The 25500-nt window shown below is 40.6% G+C and carries 28 protein-coding genes and 1 pseudogene; 16 read left to right on the top strand and 13 right to left on the bottom strand.

Annotation, left to right across the window (positions count from 1 at the left end; all coding sequences use genetic code 11):
- Positions 1-112: 112 nt before the first annotated feature.
- The gene (gene guaA / locus A9Y75_RS20005) at positions 113-1735 is read left to right on the top strand and encodes a glutamine-hydrolyzing GMP synthase (protein ID WP_071191297.1); all 1623 of its coding nucleotides are present in this window, start codon (positions 113-115) and stop codon (positions 1733-1735) included.
- A gap of 580 nt (positions 1736-2315) precedes the next feature.
- The gene (locus tag A9Y75_RS20000) at positions 2316-2747 is read left to right on the top strand and encodes a response regulator (protein WP_071191296.1); all 432 of its coding nucleotides are present in this window, start codon (positions 2316-2318) and stop codon (positions 2745-2747) included.
- 18 nt (positions 2748-2765) lie between these two features.
- On the opposite strand, the gene A9Y75_RS19995 is transcribed toward A9Y75_RS20000, so the two are convergent.
- Positions 2766-3671, bottom strand: coding sequence for a cation diffusion facilitator family transporter (locus A9Y75_RS19995; RefSeq protein WP_071191295.1), 906 nt, complete (start codon positions 3669-3671; stop codon positions 2766-2768).
- A gap of 382 nt (positions 3672-4053) precedes the next feature.
- Between A9Y75_RS19995 and A9Y75_RS19990 the strand changes: the two genes are divergently transcribed.
- Positions 4054-4407, top strand: a complete 354-nt coding sequence (locus A9Y75_RS19990; RefSeq protein WP_071191294.1) for a hypothetical protein — start codon at positions 4054-4056, stop codon at positions 4405-4407.
- A 272-nt stretch (positions 4408-4679) separates the two neighbouring features.
- Here the strand turns inward: A9Y75_RS19990 and A9Y75_RS19985 are convergent, their stop codons facing one another.
- Positions 4680-4916, bottom strand: coding sequence for a DUF4327 family protein (locus A9Y75_RS19985; protein ID WP_016953171.1), 237 nt, complete (start codon positions 4914-4916; stop codon positions 4680-4682).
- 384 nt (positions 4917-5300) lie between these two features.
- On the opposite strand from A9Y75_RS19985, the gene A9Y75_RS30250 reads away from it, so the two are divergent.
- Positions 5301-5432, top strand: a complete 132-nt coding sequence (locus A9Y75_RS30250) for a hypothetical protein (protein WP_269086318.1) — start codon at positions 5301-5303, stop codon at positions 5430-5432.
- Between the two features lie 235 nt (positions 5433-5667).
- On the opposite strand, the gene A9Y75_RS29820 is transcribed toward A9Y75_RS30250, so the two are convergent.
- From A9Y75_RS29820 to A9Y75_RS19970, 4 genes are all read right to left on the bottom strand, one after another.
- On the bottom strand, positions 5668-5874 hold the full coding sequence (locus A9Y75_RS29820) for a hypothetical protein (RefSeq protein ID WP_177176253.1): 207 nt from the start codon (positions 5872-5874) through the stop codon (positions 5668-5670).
- A 105-nt stretch (positions 5875-5979) separates the two neighbouring features.
- The gene (gene rbfA / locus A9Y75_RS19975) at positions 5980-6378 is read right to left on the bottom strand and encodes a 30S ribosome-binding factor RbfA (protein WP_071191292.1); all 399 of its coding nucleotides are present in this window, start codon (positions 6376-6378) and stop codon (positions 5980-5982) included.
- A gap of 130 nt (positions 6379-6508) precedes the next feature.
- A complete protein-coding gene (locus A9Y75_RS26855; RefSeq protein ID WP_083389686.1) occupies positions 6509-6715 on the bottom strand; it encodes a DUF751 family protein in 207 nt (68 codons plus the stop codon).
- Between the two features lie 92 nt (positions 6716-6807).
- Positions 6808-7566 (bottom strand): alpha/beta fold hydrolase, encoded by a 759-nt coding sequence (locus tag A9Y75_RS19970; RefSeq protein WP_236721479.1) that lies wholly within the window; start codon positions 7564-7566, stop codon positions 6808-6810.
- A gap of 444 nt (positions 7567-8010) precedes the next feature.
- On the opposite strand from A9Y75_RS19970, the pseudogene A9Y75_RS19960 reads away from it, so the two are divergent.
- Positions 8011-8598 (top strand): annotated as a pseudogene (locus A9Y75_RS19960) (transposase); the annotation flags it as partial.
- 45 nt (positions 8599-8643) lie between these two features.
- The gene (locus A9Y75_RS19955) at positions 8644-9480 is read left to right on the top strand and encodes a DNA adenine methylase (protein ID WP_071191290.1); all 837 of its coding nucleotides are present in this window, start codon (positions 8644-8646) and stop codon (positions 9478-9480) included.
- On the opposite strand, the gene A9Y75_RS19950 is transcribed toward A9Y75_RS19955, so the two are convergent.
- From A9Y75_RS19950 to A9Y75_RS26850, 4 genes are all read right to left on the bottom strand, one after another.
- Positions 9477-9959: a PD-(D/E)XK nuclease superfamily protein gene (locus tag A9Y75_RS19950; protein ID WP_071191289.1), complete on the bottom strand. Its 483-nt coding sequence runs from the start codon at positions 9957-9959 to the stop codon at positions 9477-9479. The two genes, A9Y75_RS19955 and A9Y75_RS19950, sit on opposite strands and share 4 nt — an antisense overlap.
- A 366-nt stretch (positions 9960-10325) precedes the next feature.
- Positions 10326-11546 (bottom strand): HetZ-related protein, encoded by a 1221-nt coding sequence (locus A9Y75_RS19945; protein WP_071191288.1) that lies wholly within the window; start codon positions 11544-11546, stop codon positions 10326-10328.
- A 367-nt stretch (positions 11547-11913) separates the two neighbouring features.
- On the bottom strand, positions 11914-12573 hold the full coding sequence (locus tag A9Y75_RS19940) for an L-threonylcarbamoyladenylate synthase (protein ID WP_071191461.1): 660 nt from the start codon (positions 12571-12573) through the stop codon (positions 11914-11916).
- Entirely contained in the window at positions 12545-13117 is a 573-nt protein-coding gene (locus A9Y75_RS26850; protein ID WP_236721478.1) for a hypothetical protein, read from the bottom strand. The genes A9Y75_RS19940 and A9Y75_RS26850 overlap by 29 nt, the downstream gene beginning before the upstream one ends.
- A gap of 24 nt (positions 13118-13141) precedes the next feature.
- On the opposite strand from A9Y75_RS26850, the gene larC reads away from it, so the two are divergent.
- Positions 13142-14458, top strand: a complete 1317-nt coding sequence (gene larC, locus A9Y75_RS19935; protein WP_071191287.1) for a nickel pincer cofactor biosynthesis protein LarC — start codon at positions 13142-13144, stop codon at positions 14456-14458.
- A 113-nt stretch (positions 14459-14571) separates the two neighbouring features.
- Here the strand turns inward: larC and A9Y75_RS19930 are convergent, their stop codons facing one another.
- Positions 14572-15099, bottom strand: coding sequence for a hypothetical protein (locus A9Y75_RS19930; protein WP_071191286.1), 528 nt, complete (start codon positions 15097-15099; stop codon positions 14572-14574).
- A 40-nt stretch (positions 15100-15139) separates the two neighbouring features.
- Positions 15140-15706, bottom strand: a complete 567-nt coding sequence (locus A9Y75_RS19925; protein WP_071191285.1) for a DUF6658 family protein — start codon at positions 15704-15706, stop codon at positions 15140-15142.
- Positions 15707-15937: 231 nt separating this feature from the next.
- Here A9Y75_RS19925 and A9Y75_RS19920 point away from each other — a divergent pair, with 231 nt between their 5' ends.
- The 8 genes from A9Y75_RS19920 to A9Y75_RS19895 all read left to right on the top strand — a co-directional run bounded on the left by A9Y75_RS19920 (position 15938) and on the right by A9Y75_RS19895 (position 22585).
- Positions 15938-16855, top strand: coding sequence for a lysylphosphatidylglycerol synthase domain-containing protein (locus A9Y75_RS19920; RefSeq protein WP_071191284.1), 918 nt, complete (start codon positions 15938-15940; stop codon positions 16853-16855).
- A 297-nt stretch (positions 16856-17152) separates the two neighbouring features.
- Positions 17153-17734, top strand: a complete 582-nt coding sequence (locus tag A9Y75_RS19915) for a Uma2 family endonuclease (protein WP_071191283.1) — start codon at positions 17153-17155, stop codon at positions 17732-17734.
- A gap of 63 nt (positions 17735-17797) precedes the next feature.
- Complete coding sequence (locus tag A9Y75_RS19910) at positions 17798-18436, top strand: hypothetical protein (RefSeq protein ID WP_071191282.1); 639 nt, start codon at positions 17798-17800, stop codon at positions 18434-18436.
- A 1760-nt stretch (positions 18437-20196) separates the two neighbouring features.
- The gene (gene ndhL, locus A9Y75_RS26840) at positions 20197-20406 is read left to right on the top strand and encodes an NAD(P)H-quinone oxidoreductase subunit L (RefSeq protein ID WP_083389684.1); all 210 of its coding nucleotides are present in this window, start codon (positions 20197-20199) and stop codon (positions 20404-20406) included.
- A gap of 25 nt (positions 20407-20431) precedes the next feature.
- Positions 20432-20731 carry a DUF3007 family protein gene (locus tag A9Y75_RS19905; protein ID WP_071191281.1) on the top strand — a complete coding sequence of 100 codons (300 nt, stop codon included), beginning with the start codon at positions 20432-20434 and terminating at the stop codon, positions 20729-20731.
- 21 nt (positions 20732-20752) lie between these two features.
- Positions 20753-20884: a hypothetical protein gene (locus A9Y75_RS30245; protein WP_269086317.1), complete on the top strand. Its 132-nt coding sequence runs from the start codon at positions 20753-20755 to the stop codon at positions 20882-20884.
- Positions 20885-20887: 3 nt separating this feature from the next.
- Positions 20888-21691, top strand: a complete 804-nt coding sequence (gene trpA / locus A9Y75_RS19900; RefSeq protein WP_071191280.1) for a tryptophan synthase subunit alpha — start codon at positions 20888-20890, stop codon at positions 21689-21691.
- Positions 21692-21931: 240 nt separating this feature from the next.
- Positions 21932-22585 (top strand): heterocyst differentiation related protein, encoded by a 654-nt coding sequence (locus A9Y75_RS19895; protein ID WP_177176252.1) that lies wholly within the window; start codon positions 21932-21934, stop codon positions 22583-22585.
- Between the two features lie 224 nt (positions 22586-22809).
- Here the strand turns inward: A9Y75_RS19895 and A9Y75_RS19890 are convergent, their stop codons facing one another.
- A complete protein-coding gene (locus A9Y75_RS19890; protein WP_071191279.1) occupies positions 22810-24708 on the bottom strand; it encodes a serine/threonine protein kinase in 1899 nt (632 codons plus the stop codon).
- A gap of 165 nt (positions 24709-24873) precedes the next feature.
- Between A9Y75_RS19890 and A9Y75_RS19885 the strand changes: the two genes are divergently transcribed.
- Positions 24874-25362: a hypothetical protein gene (locus A9Y75_RS19885; protein ID WP_071191278.1), complete on the top strand. Its 489-nt coding sequence runs from the start codon at positions 24874-24876 to the stop codon at positions 25360-25362.
- Positions 25363-25500: the final 138 nt, after the last annotated feature.

The following is a 25500-nucleotide window of genomic DNA, read 5'->3' as shown; positions in this document are numbered from 1 at the left end:
TGTTGAGAAAATCTCAATTCTCTCTATTCCTGATTTTATAAGCATTCTGACTCCTGACTCCTGAATTCTTACAATTAGACCGATTTATCCTTAAAGACACACTCTCGCAATCATGAATACAGCGGTGACTCTACCAACCGAACAAGCATCTCAAACACAATCAAATTTGAGAAAGCTTGATCGCCAAATAATTGTAATTTTAGACTTTGGCTCTCAATATTCAGAACTAATTGCCCGTCGTATCCGCGAAACTCAAGTATATTCTGAAGTTCTTTCCTATCGGACAACAGCTGAACATTTACAACAACTAAATCCCAAAGGAATTATTTTGTCCGGCGGTCCAAATTCAGTATATGGCGATAACGCTCCCCATTGTGACCCAGAAATCTGGAAGTTGGGAATCCCCATCTTAGGTGTGTGCTACGGTATGCAACTGATGGTCAACCAACTGGGTGGGGAAGTCACCAAAGCTGAACGAGGTGAATACGGCAAGGCATCATTATATATAGATGACCCCACAGACTTGCTGACTAATGTTGAAGATGGCACAACAATGTGGATGAGTCATGGCGACTCAGTGACACAAATACCACCAGGATTTGAATTACTGGCACATACAGAAAATACTCCCTGTGCGGCTATTGCAGACCACGACAAGAAACTCTACGGTGTACAGTTCCATCCTGAAGTCGTACATTCCCTTGGTGGTTTAGCATTAATTCGCAACTTTGTTTATCACATCTGTGACTGTGAACCGACTTGGACAACAGCAGCTTTTGTAGAAGAGTCTATTCGGGAAATTCGCGCTAGAGTCGGTGATAAGCGGGTGCTGTTGGCGCTTTCTGGAGGTGTAGATTCTTCAACTCTGGCATTTTTGCTGTATAAAGCCATTGGTGAACAGCTGACTTGTGTGTTTATTGATCAAGGCTTTATGCGGAAGTTAGAGCCAGAAAGATTGTTGAAGTTGTTCCAAGAACAGTTTCACATTCCGGTAAAATATGTGAATGCACGCGATCGCTTTATTGCCGCTATTGCCGGTGTCACAGACCCCGAAGAAAAACGCCGCCGCATAGGACATGAATTTATTAGCGTCTTTGAAGAAACATCCAAAGACCTTGGTCATTTTGACTACCTAGCTCAAGGTACATTGTATCCAGATGTAATTGAATCTGCTGATACCAACGTTGATCCTAAAACAGGTGAACGGGTAGCAGTCAAAATCAAGAGTCATCACAATGTTGGTGGTTTACCCAAAGACTTGAGATTTAAACTGGTGGAACCATTGCGGAAACTCTTTAAAGATGAAGTCCGCAAAGTTGGTCGTTCTATCGGTTTACCAGAAGAAATTGTCCAAAGACAACCTTTCCCAGGGCCTGGTTTAGCAATTCGCATTTTAGGTGAAGTCACCGCCGACAGGTTAAATATTTTACGCGATGCCGATTTAATTGTCCGCCAAGAAATTAACCAGCGCGGCTTGTATCATGAAGTTTGGCAAGCATTCGCTGTATTGCTACCGATTCGGAGTGTGGGTGTAATGGGTGATAAACGTACCTACGCTTACCCGATTGTCTTGCGGATTGTCACTAGTGAAGATGGGATGACAGCGGATTGGGCGCGTGTGCCTTATGAGGTCTTAGAAGCGATTTCTACCCGCATTGTCAACGAGGTGAAAGGGGTAAACCGCGTGGTTTACGATATCACTTCTAAGCCACCTGGAACCATTGAATGGGAATGATATCGTGTCCGGTTGACTGAAGAGGACGCTCCAGAGTGGGAGACGCGGAGAGTCGCCTGTGTCTTTGTTAAATCCCCTAAATTTATTTATGGGGATTCCCTTCTGCCCTCTGTCTTTGTCCTGAAGGACAAGCTGCGCGAACGTACTTCTTCCTTTTTAAGCGGAGAGTTTTTTGTTAAGCAATTAACCGGACTTGAGATTACAAATCAGAAAATATCCCAAAAATAGCGGAAAATCTTCTCTATCAGGACTTACGCAAAACAGACCGGAAGTAGGGGTAATTCATGAATTACCCCTACGCAAGAATCAGGTTTTGAGTTCAATCTTGCGTAAGTCCTATCTATTTCTCCTCTCTCTGAGCCTCTGAGATATGCGTTGATTGGGATAATTTATTTCTTGGCAATCCCTTATATACAACGTCTCTACATTCGCTCCTTGTGGGGGAAACATGGAGCTTATTTTTGTTTGGGCTAAATGATCAGCGATCGCAGTAAAATTACTCTTGGTTTGATGGCTGAGGATAAAACAAGAAGCTGATTGAATATGCTTCTTTCTAATTCCCAACACTAATGGAGATATTATGCAAGCTAATCTCCCTTTAACTGGCTTACGCATTCTTGTGGTTGATGATGATGAAGATAGCCGCTTTTACGTTTCTATAGTTTTAGAAGCAGATGGCGCTAGTGTTACAGCAGTTCCATCGGCTGCGTCTGCCATAGAAATACTACCTAAGTTAAAACCTGATGCGTTAATCTGCGATATCGCTATGCCTGATGAAGATGGTTATACCTTCATTCGTAAGGTGCGATCGCTCAAAGCAGATGAAGGAGGACGAGTTCCTGCTATTGCTCTTACTGCTTATGCAGATAGTGAGGATCGTATCTGTGCCTTAGAAGCTGGCTTTCAAAATCATGTAGCTAAACCTGTTGATCCAAGTGAATTAGTGGCAATTATCGCCAATTTAGTCACACTTAGTCAATGTTTAAGCAGTAAATACCACGACCTTTGCTGAAGACTTGGGTTACTGATACTATTTTACTCCTGGTTCAAAGCTAATGCTTTCAGACTGGTATGCTGGGGGTTCAACGTGAATTAAAATTCTGACTGGACTAAAGCGTGCTTCTAATTGGTTTTCTACTTCTTCGGTAATACGGTGAGCAGTTTCTACATCTGGTGCATCTACTATTAAATGCATTTCTACGAAAACTTGGCGGCCAAGAACACCACGGGAGGCGATATCATGGCAGTTAACCACTCCAGGAACACTAACAGCGATCGCATGAATGGCTTCGGGAGCGATCGCCATTTCATCGACTAAAGAAGGCAAATTCTCTTTTAAAACTGACCATCCACTCCAAAATACCAATAAAGCCACAGGAAAGGCTAAGACCACATCTAGCCATTGAAAATTTAACCACCAAATACCAATCAAACCACCAAGTACCGCAATCGTCACCCAAACATCACTCATCGTATGTGTAGCGTCAGCAATCAAAATTGGGCTACCTATCCGCTTACCTACACTACGTTCATAAAAGGTGACAAAAATATTCACACCTAAGACAAGCAGTAATAACCACAGTTCTGCTGCTGTTATTTTTACAGGTTCACCACCCTTAAGAATTCTCTCCACTGCTCCTTGCAAAATCTCAAAACAGGCTATTCCTAAAAAAGCCGCAATTCCCAAGGCTCCTACCGCTTCAAATTTGTGGTGTCCATAGGGATGTTCTCGATCTGGATATGGGCAAGAAAACCTACTCGTAAACAATCCTAAAACATTGTTGGCGCTATCTGTCACACTATGTAATGCATCAGCTAACAAACTGAGAGAACCTGTTGAGTACCCCACAAATGCCTTTAATCCCATTACAAACAAATTAAGTAATAGGGTAATAATTAAAACTTTTCGCACTTCGGCGCGATTATCGTAAGTCATAGATAATTTATAACATCAAGTTCTATGACTTCTACTGTAAAACATAAAGCACAAATCAACACAAATAAAATGTATCAAAGTCCTACTCCATAAGGAATAAGTCTATCGACAGCCTCTAAATTTACTACTAATTTATTGAGATTATTTTTAACTAAAATTAGCTACAATCCTGATGTATTTGGGGATTATCATCGCCTATAACAGACTATTATTATCATTAATAACTAAGATATTTTACGATATTTTCCAGTTTCATTATCTGCAAATTGTCTAAATCCAACGGATGCGATTTTTGATCCTGCCAAAAAAGCAGCAATTTTTCACCCCATCACCCCATCCAGTAAAATATGTAATTACCAAGAAGTTTTAACCAAAAAGCTCTATGTCTTCTACCTCTCTCACACTGAATCTAGGTGAAGGTTCTGTATCCTTTAGTTTTTCACCCCAAGCCGCACGAGAATTAAAAGCAGCAATAGACGAATTAATGACAAGTCTGAAAGCTGTTACTGCTAAACCCACTCCAGGTGGTGGTAAAGTTACTCCCCAACCTCCTTTGGAATATCGCTACACTGGCGAGGTTTTTTTAGAAGTTTTTTGCAATCCTAATATCTGGCCTACTCCCTTTGCTGCTAAAGTTCTGCTCACTGTCCGCAACGTCAACCTTCGCGTAACTACAGAAGCTGAACTCACTCGCGTTATTGAGGATATTAACCAGTATTTAGAGCAAGTCGGTTAACTCACAAAGTATCACGTACAAAAAAATATACTTGTCCAAAGTCATCAACTCTGAACAAGTATAAACAAAACAATTACTACTTTAAAAGGACAATGCGTAGGCGTAGCCAATCTTACATATGGCTTGCTGCAAAAGTAGTATAAGTTTAGGCTGTAGGTTTTCTGCTTTCTTGGGAAATTAAAATCAGAGCTATACCGTAGATTTAGCTTCTAGTAATTGGTCATGTCATCCACTACTTAACACCCAAGCCAAAATCTAAAATTTATCCTTGACTAGTCGTTGTCCCATTCTTCCCGACCAATTAAATCACCAATGCGATCGCGCAACAAAAAGTCACATTTCTCTAATTCACATTCAACACATACCCACTCTCTGGCTGGGATGTATTGGCAGAGTGTATATATTGGTTGCTGACGGCTCAACATTCCCTTTTGCACCAGTTGGCGTGCTTCGTCCTGGATGACATCCAGAGAGTAGTAATTGATAGAAGGCACCGTATTCACACTCATGTTTTTACTCACAAATTTACATTTAGATAGTATTCCCAATATTAATCAGGAACAAAGATGGCAATAATTAGACCTGTGGCTAGGTTTTGTAATTTGCTATACGGAACTATTATCATTTTGACGCTACAGACCTGTAAATTATCTAAAGAAATATTAAGTTTGTCAAGGAATCATAACATTGATGATAAATACCCTTCACATTATGAATACCAGAGTAGTTATAGCAGGTGAATCTTCACAGGTAACAGAGTTGAAAGTCTGTTTGTGTCTAAGTTTTATCATTTGTTGATGTCCTCACCGGCGGTTGCCATAACTTAACTTACCCGACTTACTCGAAATCAGGGGCGCACCCATTTGCTCCTGTCATTCATCCCAAGCTGCATTATGGCTAACGCCACCCTGGGCAAATGTACCAGAAGTAGTGCTGCTAACGGTTTAATATTGTGTCCAATTTTTAGCTTTAGCGTCACCCTAGAGATAGACTTATCATTAGGGAACCGCGCTCTGACGCTCTGACGCGGTGAATTTTGTTGAGAAGCAATTATCCAGACTGGATATGAGCTAAATAAATATCGTAAAGTCTGTAATGTTTTCATAAAAGAATCGACCAGCAATTTTTTGCCGGAAATAGGGTATAAACTATTGCAAGTTACAATGGCTAAGTTACACCAGTAAGTTTTATAGCAACCCATCTGTTAACATTTTTTTAACCTATTCTGCTATTAATGGATTAATTTAACCCCTAATTATATTAAAAACCTGGTGTGGAGCCAGGTTTCTGGTTGTATAACTGTTCAGGAGTACGGAGTGCTGATTGAAGAAGACACGGAGACACGGGGACACGGAGACACGGGGACACCCCATGTCTAAAGCCAGGGGATTTCAGCAAGGAATGTCTTTTTTCTTCTCCACGACTGTAGTCGGGGGCTTGAAACCATTTGCTTCGAACGTCGGACACAGGCGACTCTCCGCGTCTGTGCGTCTCCCACTGTCCGCGTCCTCTTCGGTCAAACCCCATTTTCTCTTACACCCCATACCCAGTATGTGGTCAATTTTCAGCTAATTATTCGTGAACTTCTGGCTCATTTTCATCTGAGAACCCCACTGGACGCTCCTGCTGGAGTTGGTTTAATAAACTCAGCACTTTAGTACCTCGCTCTATAGAGCGATCTTCAATAAACAGAACTTCTGGTGTGCGACGTAGCCTTACCCTCGCACCCAGTTCGCTGCGGACATAACCCGTCGCTGACTTTAAACCCGCCATTGTTTCAGCCTTAGCTTCCTCTGTCCCATAAATGCTGACGAAGATTTTAGCGTGTTGCAAGTCACCGGAAACATCCACATCAGTGACACTTACCATTCCTGTACCCACACGGTCATCCTTAATACCGTTGAGCAGCATTTGGCTAACTTCCCGTTTAATTAATTCAGCAACGCGGGAAACGCGGCGATTTGTAGCCATATAAATTCCGCCTTCTCACAGAGGTTGTACAACATGAATAGATGCTTTTTTTAGAGCGGACACTGCTTGAAGCAGCTAAAGCCCACAACACACAGTCCAAAGGGATCAACCCCGGTGGTGTATCCCTTGTCTAGATTGTACTCAAACCCAGCATCGCCCGGAGAGTAAGCGTTAAGAAAAACAGACTCCCCATAAAAAAGCCCAAAATAGCAATTAAGGTGATTGGGCGTTTAAAAAGCGGCTTTAATGGCTCAAAGGCATTCAGAAAAAGACCTAAGACGATACTGATCAAGTACCGAGGGTAGCGAAAGACGTTATCCCAAAATCCGTCAAACATTTGAATATAGACTGCCTTGTTATAAAATGTAAGTTTGTTTTCAGGTGCTTATTTAAGCTAATTATAATCTATGGTGCTGAAAATCGCTCAATTCATATAAAATATGATTCGTTAGTTATATTGGCTTTATCTTGAGGATAATGTCCAACATTATTAAGTTTGATTATTTCACCATTTGGGACAGATTTCACAAAGGTTTCGGCAATATCCACCGACAACCAAGGGTCAATCATTCCCCATTGTACTAAAATGGGTTGTTGCCATTCTTTAAACCCAGATTCTATTTCAATCATCGCTTGTTCAAGCTGCAAATTACGAATTGTGGACAGCAAACCACGACCAGATGAAGAAGTTTTCAAATAGGGTTTACGATAAACATCTAAATCTTTATCTTCAATACGATAACGACTACCACCTTCTAAAGTTCTATCAACTAATAAAGGGTCTTGAGTCATCATTTCTCCTGCTAAAGGTAAACCCATTTGTTTGATTTTCCAAGGTAATTTAGCAGCAGTGGAAATGGGTGTATTTAAAATAGCTATGTTGGCAATTTTTTCGGGATGACGCAAGGCATATTGTAAGCCCACAGAACCTAAAAATCCTTGTACAACTAAGGAAAAACGTTCTAATTCTACAGCTTTCACAAATCCTTCTAAAGCTGTAATAAATGCGTCGGGAGTATAAGCAAAATCCTGTTTTTCAGGTTTAGCAGAAAATCCGTAACCAATCCAATCTGGTGCGATCGCTCTTGTACCTTGTGCTGCCAAAGCTGGTAGAATGTTTCTCCAGCTATAACTTTGGGAAACTATACCGTGTAAGCACAATACTGGTAATAAGACAGATGGGTGCATTCATATCCCATCACCATTTATAGATCCAACCAGTATGCAGGTGATTAGCAACCAAGCTCAGAAAATTGGATTAACAGAGCGAATTGGAAGGAAGTTGGGAAGGATGGCCAAACCTTTAACCGGGTTATTTCCGCAATACACGAATCCCGCCAGGATTGGCCTCATTAGGGAAGCGGAAGAAACTATGCGCTGCCTGCGTTTAGGTTTAACGGAAAGTCCTATAATGCCGCTGAACGAGTCCCTGGCAATTCATCAACTTCTTGACACGATTCAATAGACATCTGGTGAAAATTAAATATGCGTGACCTAAAACCCTTGTAGAGACGTTCCATGGAACGTCTCTACAGTATTTACCGGAGATGTCTAATCATCTAGTTACTAAAAATAACTTCAGTAGGATATTCATATCAAGGGTTGAATCGCGGGAAAAGTGCTGTGAATTAAGGTAAGAAGGTTTTAAAGCGTTCTCAAAAACGAGTTTCTAGGAAAGTTAAAGGATCAAAAAATCGAGGCAAAGCTAGACATATTTTAGGAAAACGCCACCTGAAAATAAGTAGGCAACGTAAAGACCATGCTGTGAAATTAGCACGGTGCGTAGTTCAGTCTAACGACTTGATAGCTTATGAAGATTTAAGGGTAAAAAATATGGTGAGAAATCATTGTTTAGCTAAGTCAATAAATGACGCATCTTGGTATCAGTTCCGTGTCTGGCTGGAATATTTTGGTAAGGTATTTCAGAAGGTCACAGTTGCGGTAAACCCGCAATATACTAGCCAGGAATGCTCTAGTTGTGGTGAAATTGTTAAAAAGACTTTATCCACTCGTACTCACACTTGCAGGTGTGGTTGTGTCATGGATAGAGATGAGAATGCAGCTAGAAATATCCTGAGTCGAGGATTGAGTACCGTAGGGCATACGGGAACTTTTGCGCTAGACGCAAGCAACGCTTTAGGAGATAAGTCCTCTACTCAGGTTGGAGAAATCCTGTCTGAGCAAGTCATGTCTTTGATTAAAGAATCTCAGTCACTTTAGTGCTGAGAGTGTCAAATAGCTGAGTTTTAGTTGAATCATAAATAAATGGTAAGTCAAATCCCCAAAGAAATTTGCCCACGTCCCTTTTTAAAGTGGGCTGGGGGTAAAAATCGGTTAATTCCGCAATATGAAGATTATTTTCCCCAGAATTTCCATACTTACTATGAACCCTTTTTAGGTGGAGGGGCTGTTTTTTTTCATCTGCAACCTAAAACAGCAATTTTAACTGATATTAATGCCGAATTAATTACTACTTATCGCTGTGTTAGAGATCATGTTGAAGAATTAATTGAACTACTACAAAAACATAAAGACAGACATACTAAATATGATCGAGATTATTATTATGATGTACGTTCCTATCCTGAAGGCACGAATCTAGAAAAAGCGGCTCGGTTTATTTATCTGAATAAAACCTGTTTTAACGGTCTTTATCGAGTCAATTCTCAAGGTAAATTTAACGTGCCTTTGGGTAAATATAAAAATCCTGGTATTTGTCAAGAAGATGTTTTGCGAATTGCATCACAAGCACTTTCTCAAGCAGACATTCAACAAGCCGATTTTACCGAAGTCTTAAAATATGCGACTAGCAGTGATGATTTTGTTTTTTTTGACCCACCATATTATCCTGTCAGTGAAACTAGCTATTTTACAGCTTACAGTCGCAATGCTTTTGCGGAAAGTCAGCAAGTTGAATTAAAAGATGTATTTGTAAAATTAGCTGAACGTGGTGTAAAAGTTATGCTATCTAATTCAGATTGTAAATTTATTCGTGACCTTTATAGCAATTTCAATATTCATACCATATCAGCAAGCAGGTCAATTAATTCCAATGCTAAAAAGCGTGGAAAAATTACTGAAGTATTAGTAACTTCATATTAAATATGATTGTTAGACCAGGCAATAAAGGAACTTAAATTATGAACTGCGAGCAAATTCTGATTATACCCAACTTGTTTGGTTAACCATGATATGGCTTGTGGTTTCATACCTCCACCGTCAATTAATACGATTGCTGCTGCTGGATAACAATCTTGAATATTTAAATTTAGATAAGGGAGTTTTTCGTCAACGGAACCGCTAGTTTGCTGCCATTTACACTCAATAATCAGTCCTGAAGAAATTGATTTAGAACCAATAATGTAAAAGTCTACAGTTATTTCGCTACCATAAATTCCTTTTCCGACATGAACCTGCTTTGCATATCTTTTGATGATGTTATTCGAGTTTAAAAGACATTCAAGGCGTTTTTTTTCTGGTAAATCAGAACCCACTTGGACATATTTGTGTGCCAACAAAGTCCCTTCTACAGCGTTTTCTAAGACATTACCAGATGTAACTGCTTTTCCACCCTGAGTCATATTTATCCTGATTATCTTCAAAAGGGTTCCTCATATTAGGATTCCTTAGAAGGGACAGGAAATTGTCGAGTATAAGAATTTTTGATGAGATAAATCAATCAAAAACTAGAAATATTATAGTAATTTTGTACTCAAAAACAAATGTATTGATATAAAGATAAAGGCTATGTTGCTAAAGACTGTAAAGGAAATGATGTGGTCAGATGTGAAAATTGTCAAACCAGGGGTATTAACTGGTTATGATCACCGCCTTCTTCTCTAATTCTCCCGTTACTGGGGGAGAAATAGAGGAGATATTTGTTTTGTAACAACAGGTGTATAAAGTGGAGCAGGGCTTCAGATAAATTGAGCGATTTCAGCTTGGCTTCAGCAAGTTTTAACTTCAGCATGACCATTGCGGATAGCCCATGCGAGTTCTAACATTTGAGTCCAGCGCTTTTGTAACTGTTTGGGGGTACATTGGACAGCTTTTGCGATCGCTTGATCATTCTCAAGAGCAGTTTTCAGATTAAAGATTTGCTGTTGCTGTTCTGTGAGTTGGTTCCAAAAGATCTCCCACTGCTGGGAAGATAAACCCAACTTATGTTCCAAACCAGCACCTAACCATTGATGTACTAATTGCCAATGGTGTTGTTTGGCAAATTTTTCCACATGGTATTTAAAGCGTTGTTGCAAATAGTCGCGTTGACGGCTAGTAAGACCAAGAATTTGGTCAATTTCCGGTGCTGAGAGGTCTTGCAGCTTAAGAGATAGGTAATCCATGCAGTCAGATTGACCTTGAGATTCCAGATATTTCATCAATTCTGTAATCACGCGATCGCGTTCCGACTCCTCAGATGGATCAAAATTAGGTTTAGCAACCATTTGCGACCTAATCTGCTGCACTGCCAAATTACGTTGATAAGATTCTGCTTCTTCAGTCTTAGCCGAATCCACAGCCATCTCAATATCGACAGTAGTTTCTTGAGGCTGACGGCGAGCAAAACCTTGAGCGCGTAATACAATCAATTGTTGATTAGCACCACCAGGTAAATTAATCCGGCGTTTAGCATACTGCTCTGTAAACGCCATATACTCAGCTAGTTGTAGCTGAGTACGAGGTGTGTAATCTTCAGGTAATTCATTTTCCCGACGAAAAGCTTTAATCGCTTCGATATAAAAAGCTTGGAGAAAATCTTCAATTAGATTGTAACGAGCTTCAAAACCTAATTCTGAGCCGGCAACTGTAACGTGGCGATAAACAATAGCACCCAGACTGCTATGTAATTCCACACGTCCTTGTCTTGAACCCAATTGGTAGTAACGCAAGCACTTTTGTATTCGATGTCTTGCTAAAGTAATCTGCCAAGACCTGATTTGGCCAGAAGTTTGGATGCGAGAGCTTTTATCACAAATGCGTTCTACTTCCTTGGCTATGCGCTCGGCTATAGCTTGCACACACCCAACAGAAGCTTTAACTTGAGTCTGCAATTCCTGACCTAGCAGTTGTACTAAACTATCAGTGTTACCATCTGATAAGTCTTCGGTCGAAACATCGGTGTCAAAAGCAGGTGTAGAATTTGGCAGATTGACGAGGTTAGCTTTCATGACTTTTCCTGAAATTGGTATTGCACCTTAACTAAAACGCAGACACAGTACTTAAGGCCAGTTCTAACTGGAGAATCTTGCTAATATTTACCAAGACCCACCACAGGTATTGCTCACCTATAAGACTGTAGGAAATTTCAAAAGTTAAGGGCCTGTCAATTGTGTCGCTTTTTTTATCAGCAACTAGATCAAATTTAAGACATAGGTCTTGGTGGAGTGGGAAAACTAATCTAAAGCATGGGAATGCCCAGATTTTTCGCCATCCCGTGTTCCGCGCTCCCAGAGCCTGTGAGTGGGAAAATTTCAAAACTGGAGTATGTTTATCACAATTTCCGAAACAGATGATTGCACTTGTAAAGCTCTCTTATTATACCCAAGCTGCTGCTGCTTCCCAACCTAACCCCCTCCGTGTAATTACTGGTTCTTCATCCGTCAAGTCTAAAATGGTAGACACTTCAGAAGTCGGCTCTTCGCCCGTGTCTATAATAATATCTACCAAGTTATCCAAACGGTCAAATAGCTCTACCCGCGACAGAATAGAATCTGGATTAACTCCAAATATTCCATCCTCTACATCATTTGGTGGTAAATGTGCCGAAGTGGAAATAATCGGATTTTCTAACGCTTCCAGCAATGCCAAACAGACAATATGATTTGGCACTCGAATTCCCGTCGTTTTACGCTTGGGATTTTGTACCAGTCGCGGTACTAACTTGGTAGCAGGTAGCAAAAACGTGTAGCTTCCTGGTATCAAACGCTTCATAATCCGATAGGCTGTATCACTTACGAAGGCATAAGTCGCCACATTAGAAAGCGAGGGACATAAAAAGGTCAGTGGTTTATCATTCGCTAACTGCTTGATTTGTCGCACTCTTTCCACCGCCGACTTGGCATTCAAATCACAACCAATTGCATAGACTGTATCAGTCGGGTAGAGCATGATAGCGCCACTAGAGAGCGCCAACTTTATTTCATCTATTCGGCGGTTTTGAGGATTATCAGGATGAATTGTGAAAATTTTTGCCATAAAAGATGCTGAGGTTGAGATTGGGGCTTTTGCATTGGCAGGAAAATAGTAACAATGGGAGGAAGGGGACGCGGTGACGCGGAGAAGGGGAGACACGGGGATTGGGTATTGGTTTTTCTCCAATGACCAATGACCAATGACCAATGACCAATGACCAATGACCAATGACCAATGACCAATGACCAATGACCAATGACCAATGACCAATGACCAATGACCAATGACCAATGACCAATGACCAATGACCAATGACCAATGACCAATGACCAATGACCAATGACCAATGACCAATGACCAATGACCAATGACCAATGACCAATGACCAATGACCAATGACCAATGACCAATGACCAATGACGGGGAGGGAGAGACGCGGTGACGCGGAGAAGGGGAGACACGGTGACGCGGAGAAGGGGAGTGACCAATGACCAATGACCAATGACCAATGACCAATGACCAATGACCAATGACCAATGACCAATGACCAATGACCAATGACCAATGACCAATGACCAATGACCAATGACCAATGACCAATGACCAATGACTAATAACCAATGACTAATTTATGAATAAAATCGCTTATCTTCAATGTCCAACGGGTATTTCCGGTGATATGTGCCTGGGTTCCTTAGTAAGTCTAGGTGTTCCCGTAGAGTATTTAGTGGCAAAACTCAACAATTTGGGAATTGAGCAAGAATACCAATTACGGGCAGAACTTGTTCATCGTCAAACTCAGCAAGCAACCAAAATCCATGTAGATTTATTACATCACCATCACCACCATCACCACGAACACAATCATCAACATGGTCGCCACTTACCAGAAATAGAGAAGATGATTCTCAAAGCCAAGTTGCCATCACAGGCGGAAGCTTGGAGTTTAGCTGTATTCCGCCAGTTAGCATTGGCAGAAGGGGCTGTCCACGGCATTGAACCTGAAAAAGTTCATTTCCATGAAGTGGGTGCTGTAGACGCGATTGTGGATATTGTCGGTACTTGCTTGGGGTTAGATTGGTTGGGTATCGACAGCAATCAGGAAGGATTACCCCTTCTATACTGCTCACCATTTCCGACTGGTGGGGGAACTGTTCGGGCTGCACATGGTCAAATGGCAGTACCTGTACCCGCAGTATTAAAACTTTGGGAAATGCGGAGTTGTCCAGTTTATAGCAACGGTATTGACAGAGAACTGGTGACACCGACCGGGGCTGCGATCGCTACTACGTTAGCAAGAAGTTTTGGTTCACCACCGCCAATTACCCTCCAAAAAGTGGGACTAGGAGCAGGTTCCCTTGACTTACCCATCCCCAATATACTACGCCTCTGGCTCGGTGAAACTACGAATTTACAGACAAATATTCCTGATTTTGCGGATACTAGTCCAAATTTAGAAACAATTTCTGTACTAGAAACCCAAATTGATGACTTAAATCCCCAAGCTGTTGGTTATGTGTTTGAGGCTTTATTCGCAGCTGGTGCGGTGGATGTCTTTACTCAACCAATAGGAATGAAAAAATCTCGTCCAGGGATTTTGTTAACCGTCATTTGTCATCCAGCACAATTGGCCAGTTGTGAAGAGGTTTTATTCCGCGAAACTACTACTTTAGGAATTCGTCGAATTTCTGGACAACGCCATATTTTACAACGGGAAATTCAACAAGTGGAAACACCTTATGGCATGGTGCGTATTAAAGTGGCTTGGAAAGACAAAACAGCAGAAAAGAAAGAAAAGAATATTACTAATGTGCAGCCCGAATACGAAGATTGTGCAGATTTAGCACGAAAACATAATATTCCCTGGCTGGAAGTTCAACGCCTAGCTTTACAGACTTGGTATTTGGAGAAAAAATATGATAAAAAAACCGCAGATAAACGCAGATAAACGCAGATAAACGCAGATAATTTATTTGTTGGTGTTGGTTAATTAGGGCATTCTTTAATCATCATAGGGTGGTTAATATCCACCCTAAAATCGGGAATTAAGGTGAATTATATTTAATCAGTGCCGCGCTGCACATTCTGTGTCAATCCTTTAGCAGCATTTCCAACATTTTCCTGAAGATTTTCTACTCCTCGTTGAGTCCCCCTGGTTACACCTTCTCGCAATTCTTCCGCCGAACTTCCTACATCTTCACCTAAGTTTTTTACTCTTTCACCAAAGGGTGTTCCTGAACGATAATTGCGAACATATTGCTCAGTACTATCAATTCCCTTGGTTTCAACGTTTCTCTGAGCATTTTCTATTAGCTCATCTGCTCTTTCTTTGGCTGCTTTTTCTGATTTTTTCGCTCTGGGATCTACATCACTAAAGTTGTTAATTCCCCCTTCATAGGGAGGAATAGTATAATCTGTAGTGGGATTATATTGCTGAACATTCGGTGGTTGTCCTGCTGGTTGGGGTGGTTGTCCGGCTATGGTGGGACGATTACAAGCTTGTGCTAAAAACAGAAAACTTGCTGCCAAAAATACTGTTAAAATTCTCAGTGGGCGCAGATTCTGCAAACTAATAATTACTCTTTTCATTTTCTTCTCCTTGTATGTTGTCTGACAAAAAAATAAAATCCTATTTGCCTACGGCTGGATTTTTTTGTAATTCAGGTCTAGCACTTGCTTCATCTGCTTTTTCTTGTAAAAATTCTGAAGCTTTTTCCACTGACTCTGTTACAGTTTCTATTCGCTTTTGAATGCGAGTTCCTAAATCTGGTTCGCGCTGAATTAATCCACCTGGTTCAGGATGTTTGAATTCTTCTTTTGTGATTCTTGGTAATTCTGCCTCTTTCTTAACTCTACCGGCAGGTGTTTCTCCCCCAGGATAAAGAATTTCTGATTCTTTATGGGCGGCTATTAATAATTGTGAATTGAAAGGTAAACTAGCTTGATCATCTTCTGACTTCCTGGATTCAGTAGTTACTTTTGGGTCTGTAGACATTCGCAAGTTTGTATATTTGTCGCTACCACTCTTATAAGGATTATTTGCTCCACTTGCTTGTACAGGAGTATTTTTGGGATTTTCACCTTGAGCATTTACTCCGCTACAAGCCGTGCTAACTATCAACAATATTCCTGCTAAAAAGATAGTTAAAATCTGGCGTATTTGCAGCTTTTTCAAGAAATTTATCAAACTTTTCACTTACTCCTCCTTATCCAGGATTAAACTTCAAATCGTCGTTTTCGCCAAAAACTAAAGTTATTAACATCAACAACGCCTACCAATTTTAAAAGAATATAACTACAGCAACCTCTAGCGTAGGTTACATTTTACTTCTGAGAAAATTCTAATTTTATCTAACTAGAGAGAGAGATTATTTAATATAATTATTTTGGGCAATTTAATCATTAAATTCCACAAATAATCAAAATAATGAAGAAAATTTTACGTTGGTTTATTTTGGGGGGAACGCTGTTTTTTTTAGGAAAAGCACTGAAGGATAATTGGCTAGAAGTAACTTCTATCCGTATTGATGCGGCAGGATGGGCAATTTTAGCAATTGCTACAGGTGTAACTTTACTTGCACACACATGGGCTGGTTGGATATGGACTTGGGTGTTGCAAGAGTTAAATCAACCTGTATCATCTGCTCAATTTATCCAAGTTTATCTAAAAACGAATATTGCTAAGTATTTACCTGGTAATGTCTGGCATTACTATGGACGAATTTTGGCGGCTAAAAATGCTAATGTATCTGCTGGTAAAGCGATTTTAAGCGTTTTGCTAGAACCTTTACTCATGCTTGCAGCGGCTTTAATTATTATTGTTTTATTCGGTAGTCAATTTGCAGTTAATAATACTAATTTGGGGTTACAAATTCTGCAATTGCTGAGTTTAGTTGTGGTACTTGGTGCGGTTCATCCTTGGGTTTTGAATCCAGCAATTCGCTTTTTATATAGATTAAAATCCAAAAAATCTAATTCTGAAAATCAGCCTATTAGTAGTTTAAATATTAAACGCTATCCTCTAAGACCTTTGTTGGGAGAATTGGTGTTTCTAGGACTGCGTGGAACTGGTTTTATATTAACTATGTTTGCTCTGGGTTCGTTAAACTTGAGCCACATTCCTTTATTACTGGGTGCTTTTAGTTTTGCTTGGGTTTTAGGTTTGGTTGTTCCCGGTGCGCCTGGTGGAATCGGCGTGTTTGAAGCTACAGCACTGACAATTTTACAGTATCACTTCCCCACCGCTTTAGTAATTAGTGCGATCGCTCTTTATCGTCTCATTAGCATCTTAGCTGAAATCGCCGGCGCTACCTTAGCTTCCCTCGACGAACGCCTTGCTAATTAGGGCTTGCTGAAAACGCCAAATCAACCAAACCGAACAATTTATACTCAAAACGGTTAGGAACTTTACCTTTTAGTAATGAAAAAGCTAAGTTCTAAGCCTCTCCAGTATTAAATGTTATTCCTTTTCCCTCTCCTCTTAGGAGAGGGTTATGGAGAGGTACGGGGAGAGGTTTGGAGAGGGGTTCCATATTTGGTTAAATTATGAACCGTTTGCAGTATAAAAAAGGCTTACTCCAAAAAATGTTTGTCTAAAATAAGGTAATACCACCAATTTCTCTACACAGGAACTAACTCCACCATGATCGTAGCCAAAGAAAATTTCCCCAACCTAACCCCCGAAGAATATTTCACTTGGGAAGAAAAGCAACTAGAAAAACACGAACTGATCGACGGTCAAGTTTATGCCATGAGCGGCGGTAGCGTCAACCACGGTCGTATTGCTATCCGCTTCACCTCCATGTTTGATGCCCATTTAGAGAATAGTGGTTGTATAACTGGGAATTCTGATATCAAGGTGAATATTGTCGAGACGAATAACTATACCCATCCAGATGCGAGTGTAACTTGCGATGAACGAGATAAAAATACTTCCAACTATTTTACCTATCCCTGCTTAATCGTTGAAGTTCTCTCCAAAACTACCGAAGCCTACGATCGCGGTAGCAAGTTCAGAATGTATCAAAATAACCCCGTATTGAAAGATTACCTATTGGTTAGTTCCACCAGCATCGAAATCGACCTGTATCACAAAAATGATGCAGGACAATGGATGATTATTAATTATGGAGAAGGCGACATCATTGAACTAAAGAGCATCAATCTCAGTTTCCCCATTGAGCAAGTCTATCGCGGTTTAACCCTTGAACCAGAGAACGGGTAATAAAACATAAAACAAAACACCAGCAGAAAATACTCTAGAACTAACCCTTTTAAGGTATGAAATATGGCAACCAACACTATCTCGATAAGCGATATAAGTTTTGTACAAGTAAGTTTAGTTGAGGTACGGGATACAGGACATATCAATGTAAATGATCGGCATTTTGCACTCAAAGCAGGAGCAAGCATTGATATTACTCCATCCCTTTGTAAGGGTATTAATATCATCACACTCGTTGTTAACACAAACTCTATCAAAGATGATCCCTTAAGGTTGGTGAATGGAAAGTATGAGTGGCTGGGAAGATTCGAGTTTTATGTAGATGGAGCGATCGCTGGTTCGTATTCAAAACGAGGTCTGTACATCATAGGGGGAAAGGAATATATCATTGCATCAATAGAGGTAAACGTTGTAAGGGATGCAAGTAAACCCACAGTTATGCAGCTTATCAATCAACTACAAAGAGTGCAGGGCATAACTGATGCGAACAAAACAGATTTTTCTAAGTCTCATCCTCATCTCGTTTTCAAAAATGGCGTAACCATTAACACCTGGAAAAACCATGCAGGCGTTGATCATGTTTTTATTACTGATCGTTCAGGAAAATGTGTCTATGGAGGATATGTAGGGTGGATACACTGGAAATACCTAGAAATCGCTCTTCAAACACTGCACAACGAGTTCAGGGAGCATATTGTCTAAGTTTTTACTGTTGTTTTCCGGGTTAAGAATTACCCAAAAATCAGGAGTCATAAAAATGTTATCGCTCACCCGCAAACGATAAAAAACTTCGATGTGATATAAGCGATAGCGTATCCCTTACGGGACTCGAAGAGATAGCTAACCGAAAATTTTAGATTTTAAATTTTAGATTTTGGATTGGGAATTTTCGGTACAAGCCCCGCCCCTTCAGGGCGGAATTAATCCAAAATCGCCGATCTAAAATCCTCAAGCTCCACACTTGAGGGTGGAGTAAATCCAAAATCCAAAATCGTAAATCCAAAATTGATTGACCGTAAGTCCTACGGACAGGCTGCGCCAACGCGTAGCGTTCCACATAAAAGGTATCGCTCTCTATCGTCTCATTAGCATCTTAGCTGAAATCGCCGGCGCTACCTTAGCTTCCCTCGACGAACGTTTTCCCAGCTAGTTACTAAATGCTCAGGCGGTTTAACTACCACAATTTATCTTTTTTGTCAATATCAAAACTTCTAGCCATCAAAAAACAGCATCGAATGTTTGGCAAAATTTGTTTTTGTAACCCCTGATTAATTGGTTAAGTTTTGTATAGTTTATTTTTGATGATTCCTGAAAGACTTATATATTAAGGCTTTCTATCTCATGCTTACAACTAAATACTAAAAATAGACATAATAATGGATTTTACGAATTCCTCTAAATCATAGCAGATCGCTGAAAGTATTGCAATAGCGTTGCTAATTAAAAATAATTCTCAATTAATTATTAAGAAAATATAAAGCAAAAATTTTGTTTAATATAAATTTTTAAACAGATAAAACTTTATAATAAGATTTAGCTATATTTCATCATGAAAGGCGAGAAATAGTTGACACTCCCCGGTCTAAAGACACGGGGATTCTGAAAAAGCCCAAAAACGGACTCTTAAATGCGTAGTCAAAGCGCCCCTATAGACTATATCGAGATTTAATCCCAACGTTGCCTTTACTTTTCTTAAAATATTTGCTGTGGCATTTGCATCAGCTAATTTTTTTTAATTATTTTGATGGGGGTGGGGGGACTTGAACCCCCACGACCGTTTAAGGTCAACGGATTTTCATTCTTCCGCAGCTTTCACTGCTGCCTTGTTACTTGAGCAACTTTAGGCTTTAAGAATTGGACTCTCCCTTTACCCTCGGCTTTACGTTAGGGTAGCTCCCGTCGAGTCTCTGCACCTTCCCCGAATTTTGGATTTAGAATTTTAGATTTAACTCCAAAATAAAATCTCAACTATAAATTTTCTGGGCTTGGCTCAGGATTGCCATATCTGTAAACAGATTTAGGTTTCCCTGAATTTGAGAGCTTCCACTTGAAAGATTTCTCTATCAAGGCTCAGTTTTCTAAGTCCGTAGCGTCTACCATTCCGCCACACCCCCAAGGGTTTCTGAATCTGGAGGTAAAAAAACCTCCTCATCTATTCCACCATCAATTGCGTCTTTTGTGCAAGTAGTTTTAAAAGTTTTTTTCAAATACTACTTTTTTTATTTAGCACCTAAATTAACTACTCATGTTATGAGTTTTTTAACTTAGCTACTCAGCCGCGTTTGATTGCGAAATCACATTATATCATAATCTTAGCTGTTTTTTCCAATTATGACAAGTACTTGGAAAATTTATTTGCTTTCCTGGCAAAACCCAAGAATGATACTTCCCTTGCTTCAGCCATTCAGCATATCATGAGGAGTGGACGCACCAAATAGTCTCATATAATCCGACAAAGAATTATGGTTGTAGCGCTACTGTATCTGATTTTGGCCGGAGCTTATCTTCTGGTAGTACCAATGGTTGTAATGCTTTATCTAAAGCTGCGTTGGTACACAGCAAGCTCTGTAGAGCGTGGGTTTATGTACTTTTTAGTGTTCTTCTTCTTTCCGGGTTTGTTACTGCTCTCCCCGATTGTGAATTTGCGACCCCGGCGTAGACAAATTGTTTAATTTAGATTGGTAGGTCATCATTCTCATGCGACGCATTGATGCAATCGGAATTGGCTTGGGTGTTTTTGTGGCTGGTGGCTTGGCTTATGCAGGATTGCAGCTAATCGGTTTAGACGGTCAGAATGCTGGTATTTGGAGCCAATTCTTACTGGTTGTTGGCTTAATAGGCTGGTTAGCCACATATCTTTTCCGAGCAGGTAGTAAAAAAATGACCTACCATCAACAACGGGAAGAGTATGAAAAAGCTTTCCTGCAAAAGCGACTAGATGAACTAACTCCTGAAGAATTAGCAAAAATTCAAGCTGAAATAGAATCAGGAAATTAGGTAACAGGGTACAGGTGACAGGTGACAGGGAAAATGGGAAGATGGGGAGACGCGGAGATGGGGAGACACGGGGACGCGGAGAATAACCTTCTAACTATTCCCAATTCCCAATTCCCAATTCCCGATTCCCAATTCCCAATTCCCTTCTTCTGACCAATGACTGCAATTTCCCATTGTTTTGAAACCCTGAGACGGAATCAAGAGTGCGCTCTGATTCCGTTTATTACTGCCGGTGATCCAGATTTAGAAACCACAGCTAAGGCTTTGGAACTTTTAGATCGCTCTGGAGCGGATATTATTGAGTTAGGTGTTCCCTATTCTGACCCTTTGGCAGATGGGCCTGTGATTCAAGCAGCAGCTACCCGCGCTTTGGAACGGGGGACTACATTGGATCAGGTGCTGGAAATGCTACAAGCAACTACTCCCAGCTTAAAAGCACCAATTATTTTATTTACCTATTACAACCCAATTTTACATCGAGGAATTGAAAAGTTTCTCCAGCAAATTAAGGCGGCTGGTGTAGCGGGTTTAGTAGTTCCTGATTTACCTTTAGAAGAGGCAGGAGGGTTGTTGCAACCAGCGAGTGAGGTGGGAATAGATTTAACTTTGTTGGTGGCTCCCACAAGTTCTGCCCAGAGGATAGAAGCGATCGCTCGTGCTTCTCAAGGATTTATCTATTTGGTCAGTGTGACTGGGGTAACAGGAATGCGATCGCAAATGGAAAGCCGAGTTTCCGATTTACTCACACAAATTCGCAACGTTACAGATAAACCTATCGGCGTAGGCTTTGGTATTTCTGACATTGAACAAGCTCGTCAAGTGCGGGAATGGGGCGCAGATGCCGCAATTGTCGGTAGTGCTATTGTCAAGCGATTAGCAGATGGGACACCGGAAGAGGGACTCAGTGCGATCGCTCAATTTTGCCAAAATCTGAAGACAGCTATCAAAACTACCTCTTGATGATTTGGGGAAAGTAGATTAAAAAGTATAACAGGGTAGTTTTTTTATCATCCATTAGTGGACAATTTGACTGATATAGTCTTGAATGTTAACAGCACATCCCAGGTTTAAAAAAACTACCTGATCAATTTGCTTATAGTTTGAGTCTTATATAAGTTGAAATAGGCAATCAATTATGAGTGTGAGAGTAAGTCAGTCAAAGTTAACTTATGCTGCCGTCGTGGTTAAGGGGTAAAAGCGATGAGTGAAAGTATGGCATTTATCGGCGGAGTTGCTGTAGCTGGTCTGGCGGCTCTCCTATTACTAAAAGGAACAAATACCCCTATACAATCTAACTTCGCTGCTGCCCCACAAATGCCCACCACGTTTGTAGCGCCTCAGTTAATGCAGCAACCGATGCAGTATCCGCCTTACGGGCAACCAGTATATCCCAATCAACAACCTATTGCTCCCAATTCTGACCAGCGTCTAGAAATGGAAAAGCTGAATATGCAAATGGAGAAGTTGAAAAGCGACAACCAACAGTTAGTGTTGCAAAACCAACAACTTCAGCTGCAAGCCCAAAATTTAACCCAGAAGCAGTGGGAATCAGCCCAACAGTTTAATCAACAAAAAGTAGCTGCACTACCACCTGAACAAAATCCTTGGTGGTCTTCACCCATAGTTTGGGCCGTTGGTGGGGCGACACTAACTATTGGTGGTGGCGTTGTGGTTGCTGGTGTCTTGGCTTTGTTTTCTCCAAAACAGCATCGTCCTACCCGCACTGTGCAGGTAATTCACCCTTACAACGGACCTACACCACCCTTAGCGACTGTTCGACGGGCTGAGTTTTTACCTTCCACCCGCACAGAAGCTAGACGAATGGAAACAGCAGAATACGACGAACTACACTGAAAAATTTAAAATTCAAAACTGAAAGTTGCATTTTATAACCATCAGCTAAAAGCGGCTTTAGACAAAATATCTGTAGATAGTAGATATTTTGTCAACCCGCCCATATTTTTGGGTTTTGAAATTTGTCGAAGCTGTACTAGTATAGGCTGACAGAAATAACTGAGCCATTAAAAATTCCTAAAAAGCTTGTGTAATCTGCTTTTTTAATTTGTAATTTGTAATTTTTAATTTTCCCCTGCTGTGGTTGGTGTGTTAGTCTTAGCTGGTTTTTCTGGGGAAGTAGTTTGATTACTTTGGTTATTTTTCTTAGTCAGAGCCTGTTTAGCGACATTTTCTGCGGCTTGTTTAAACATGGGTTCTAATTTATCTTGCCAGTATTTGATATTGGGTAACTTTTCTGGATGATCTCGATAAGCTAGAACTTTATCCCATTGGCCATTATCAATAGCTTGATTAATTTCATTAGCTAGTGCTTCTGCTTTTGCCCAATCTTGTTGCCATTGATTAATTGTCTGGACTGTTTCTTTGATTCCTGAAGCAGCATTAGCAGGAATTGATCTGAGTATAGCGATCGCACCGGGCAAATCTCCTGACTCAAACTTCTGTCTGGCTTTTTCGACAATTTTCTCCTGATCCGCATTAGCACTGGCTGTTTCCGGTTCAGAAGTTGATTGTGCGGAAGTTTCTGGCGCAGGAGTCACTACAGGAATAGGTTTTGGTTGAGGTTTGGGAATTGGTCGAGATGCAATTAAGGGACTATCTTCTACAGTTTGAATAGAAACCCCTTGATCCCGTAAGCAAGCAATCCATAGATCTTCATTGGTGATCACATCCGAGTGCGCCCAAGCCAAACGTCCTGATTTGAGCTTAACTTGTATCCAACCTCGTTTTGTCCGCTTACCAGTCACATCAAAGCCACTGTCCTCACCCACAGTTTTCAAAATATTATCAGAATTAATCGCACTTGGTTCAGAACGGATATTAGAATTAGCCGCCACCATGGCCGAGCAGTTTTTAGCTGATGTGCTGTTGTTCCCTGTCCAATTAGCAGCTATATTTTTCACATTGGGATACAAATTTGTGACCAAAGCAGCTGCACCACCTGCTAATAGGATGCCAATTAATAAAGGTAATGGATCTGGTTGGCTAGAAGAGTCGTTATGAACCGGTTTGCTAACCACTGGATTAGCGGGAGCAATAGCCACTGTATGCTGCTGTGAAAATACTTGAGACAGAGGTTTGGGGGGTTGGTAGCTAATTTGTTTGGGAGACTCTGAATGTATGAAAGATACAGAAGTAAGATTGAGCAACTCTCTACAGGCTTGCAATGTTTCCGTAGCAGTTTGGTAGCGGTCTTTGAAGTGATAACGCACCATCTTACTGAGGATTTCTGCCAAGCGGTAATTAACAGGAATAAAATGTTGCCAGAGGATTTCACCTGTATTCGGATCTTCTTGTAATTGCTTGGCTGGGACTCCTGTTAATGCTTGAATAGCAATAATACCAAGGGCATAAACATCACTATTAGGACGGGGTTTACCTTGTCCTTGTTCAGTAGGCATATAGCCAGGTGTACCAATAGCTACTGTAGCTGTGAGTTGTCCCCCAGCGGTAACTAATGTAGAGCTTAATTGTTTGACTGCCCCAAAATCTACTAAAACTAGTCTATAGTCAGCAGTGCGACGGATGATATTATCTGGCTTGATGTCGCGGTGAATTACACCTTCTTGATGGACAAACTCCAAAATACCCAAAACTTCTAGCAACAGTTGCATAACCTGGCTTTCACTCCAAGGTTGGCCGGGTATGAGTTCCTCATTCAGGGTATGTCCGTCAATATATTCTTGAACTAAGAAAAATTCTTGATTTTCGTCAAAATAAGCCAGCAGTCGGGGTATTTGGTCATGATTACCCAGTTTTTCTAAAGTTTCGGCTTCGCTGTTGAATAGCCGTTTAGCAGTTTCAAAAATTGTGGGGTCAGTGCTGTTAGGTTTGAGGTGTTTGACAACGCAGATGGGATGACCAGGCCGTCTGGTATCTTGGGCAATATAAGTTTGACCAAATCCTCCAGTTGCCAAAATGCGTATGACTTGGTATCGATGGTCTAATAATTTGCCTATCATATTCCCTCCCCAGTTTTAACACCTAATTTTCCAGATGGTAGTCAATATCTCCAAATTTTCTTCTAGGAAATCCGCTATCTTGAGAAAAGATTTAGACTAACAACACAGTTCTTGAAGAAAACCAACAAATTTTTACTTTTTGTTTAGTATCTCTGTTAATTAGCAATGCCACCTAAGATAACAAACTACACTACATGGCAGCAAGCTGAAATCCTCATGCAACCTGCTTTTATTCGCGTTGTCGATAATATTCGCAAGCATCTAGATACATCTTCCTGGAAAGGAACTTACCATGATGTGCTGATTTGGCCATCTAACATTACTGATGAAACAAAAGCTTTGATAAATCAGTTGTTGACAGCTATGGAAACTGCTACACCGGAACAGGTAGAGGAAATTAAGGAGACTCTGACTCATTTGCCTATGCCCCATCCAGGATACCATCTGCGCTTGCAACGTCAAGAGCAGCAAATTAATGTAGATTTGTGGAATATTTGTTACCAAGTATGTTTTTTAAATTACGGTTGTGAAAATTCCGCAGTGGATATTGACACTAGTTTAATCGATGAATCGGGAGAAGTGGATTGGCAGAATTTGGAAGATAAGACTAAGGAGTTAGTTAAGCAGGTATTTGATAGTTTACCAGAGGTGTGAAGCTGGGGGGTGTAGTGTTGCAGGTGCTGTGTGGGATGATACAGATGGTCAACAGCGAAGCGTCTTTTACAGCTTTCTACAGCGTCACAGTGAAAATAAAAATTAATTGAAGTTGCTATTTATAAAGATAAAGAGAGT

The organism is Trichormus sp. NMC-1 (genome assembly GCF_001858025.1).
Classification (GTDB): Bacteria; Cyanobacteriota; Cyanobacteriia; order Cyanobacteriales; family Nostocaceae; genus Anabaena.
Note: the sequence above shows the minus strand (reverse complement) of the source record. Positions and strands in the feature narration are given on the sequence as shown.